The organism is Motiliproteus sp. MSK22-1 (genome assembly GCF_001968815.1).
In the GTDB taxonomy this organism is placed as follows: Bacteria; Pseudomonadota; Gammaproteobacteria; order Pseudomonadales; family Balneatricaceae; genus Motiliproteus.
Window position 1 is genome coordinate 1 of sequence record NZ_MIEQ01000069.1, and the last position, 2,376, is coordinate 2,376.

3 protein-coding genes are annotated in these 2,376 nt (G+C 57.4%); 2 read left to right on the top strand and 1 reads right to left on the bottom strand.

Annotated features, from left to right (window positions below; all coding sequences use genetic code 11):
• Positions 1 to 637 (top strand): hypothetical protein (locus BGP75_RS27095; protein ID WP_198939410.1); only part of this gene is annotated, 637 nt, incomplete at its 5' end.
• On the opposite strand, the gene BGP75_RS26850 is transcribed toward BGP75_RS27095, so the two are convergent.
• The gene (locus BGP75_RS26850; RefSeq protein ID WP_143821119.1) at positions 613 to 855 is read right to left on the bottom strand and encodes a hypothetical protein; all 243 of its coding nucleotides are present in this window, start codon (positions 853 to 855) and stop codon (positions 613 to 615) included. The two genes, BGP75_RS27095 and BGP75_RS26850, sit on opposite strands and share 25 nt — an antisense overlap.
• A gap of 171 nt (positions 856 to 1,026) precedes the next feature.
• Between BGP75_RS26850 and BGP75_RS19360 the strand changes: the two genes are divergently transcribed.
• Positions 1,027 to 2,376, top strand: a 1,350-nt coding sequence (locus tag BGP75_RS19360; RefSeq protein ID WP_198939411.1) for a hypothetical protein, incomplete at its 3' end; no start/stop codon positions are given.

The window sequence follows — 2,376 nt, forward strand, 5'->3', positions numbered from 1 at the left end:
CTCGACTGCAGCCACCCAGACCCTGGTGGATAACGTCAGCTACCAGAACAACAGCAACACTCCCTCCACCAGCAACCGGGTGATTACTATAACCAGCCTGCAGGACAGTGGCGGCACGGCCAACGGCGGCGACGATACCGCTTCGCTGGCAGTCGCTTCGACGGTAACTATTGTTGGCGTCAATGACGAACCGACAATGACTGCCAACGCCAGCAACCCCACCTACACCGAGGGTGGTGCCGCCGCCAGTCTGTTCAGCGGTACCAGTGTAGATACCATTGAGAGCGGGCAGAATATTACCGGTCTCTCCTTTACCATCACCAATGTTACCAACGGCAGTAATGAACAAATCAACATTGACGGCACCACCATTGTGCTGACTCACGGCACTAACGGCTCCACCGCTGGCAACAGTCTCAACTACAGTGTCATGGTCATCGGTACCACCGCCACGGTCACGATGACTGGTGGTAATCTCTCCACCGCCGCCATGCAAACGATGATCGACAACGCCAGCTATCAGAACAACAGTAACGCCCCCTCGACCAGTAACCGGGTGGTCACCCTCACCAGTATCCAGGCGGCACCGCTAATGGTGGTGACAACACCGGGTCACTGGCAGTTGCGTCGACAGTGACCGTTGTCCAAACCAATGACGAGCCGACCCTGACCGCCAATGGCAGCAACCCCACCTTTACCGAAGGAGGCGCTGCCGCCAGCCTGTTCAACGGTACCAGTATCAGTACCGTCGAGGCCGGGCAGACCCTTAGCGCTCTCACCCTCACGGTTACCAATGTCAATGATGGCACTGATGAAGTGCTGAACCTGGACGGCACCGCCATTGTGCTGACCCACGGCACCAGCGGCAGCACCGCCGGTAACAGCCTCAGCTACAGTGTTAGTGTGGTCGGCACCACCGCCACCCTGTCGCTGTCCGGAGGAACCCTGTCCAGCGCGACAACTCAGACCCTGATCGACAATGCCAGCTATCAGAACAACAGCCCAACGCCCACCAGCGGCAACCGGGTGATTACCCTCACCAGCCTGCAGGACAGTGGTGGCACCGCCAATGGCGGTGACGATACTGCTGCATTGGCAGTCGCCTCAACCGTCAACGTTGTTGCAATGCCCACCATCACCTCGTCGGTATACGACTTTAACAGCAACCAGATGACGGTGACCGGCACCAACTTCGTAGCCAACGCCGGAGCCACTAATGATGTGGACCTGTCCGATCTCACGATTACCGGCGAAGGCGGCGCCAGTTACACCCTGACCACAGCAACCGATGTAGAGATTACCAACGCCACCACGTTCTCCTTCACCCTATCGGGGACCGACCTCTTCAATGTGGAGACGTTGCTCAACCAGGACGGGACAGTGGCCGCCGGTGGTACAACCTATAACCTCGCCGCTGCCGATGACTTTATTACCGCCACCAGCATCGGTGATTCTGCCGATACCACCGGCAACGGCATCACCGTTTCCAACTACGCCGTACCGATGCTCACCTCGGCCGCCTATGATTGGAGCACCGGCCAGTTGGTGTTAACCGGCACCAATCTGGTACCCCTTGCCGGGGCAAGCAACGATCTGGACGCCTCCCTGCTGACTATTACTGGAGCCGGTGGAGCCACTTACACGCTAACAGATACCGCGGATGTTGAGATCAGCTCTGATACCGGCGCCACTCTGTCTCTGTCGGCAAGCGATCAACTGAATGTGCAGGGACTGCTGCATAAAGATGGCAACCTTTCCGGCGATGCTACTGCCTACAATATCGCTGCCGCCGAAGACTGGATAACCGGCGCTCCTGCCAGCAGCGTAATAGCTGACCTGACAGGTAACGCCGTTACCGTCTCCAATGTAGCAACACCAACGGTAACCTCTTCCACCTATGATGCCAGCGCCGGCACTCTGGTGGTCACCGGAACCAATCTGTTTAAAAAGAATGGCGCCAATAACGATATTGATGTGTCCATGCTGACGTTGACCGGCGAAGGGGGCAGTACCTATACCCTGACCAATTCCAGCGATGTGGAAATCACCTCCAGCACCGCCTTTACTGTCACCCTGTCCGCTACCGACCAAGGAGCGGTCAATCAGATACTCAATAAGAACGGAACCAGTTCCACCAGTGCCACCACTTATAACCTGGCGGCGGCTGAAGACTGGGCGGCCGGGGCCGATTCTGCTGCCAATGTGGCAGATACCACGGGTAACGGAGTCACCGTCTCCAACGTTGCAGCTCCAGTGATTACCAGCGCCACCTATGACTTTGTCACCGGTACCCTGGCAGTCACCGGAACCGGTTTCTTGCAACTGAGCGGGGCCGCTAACGATATTGATGTCTCCCTGTTAACCCTTACGGGTGAA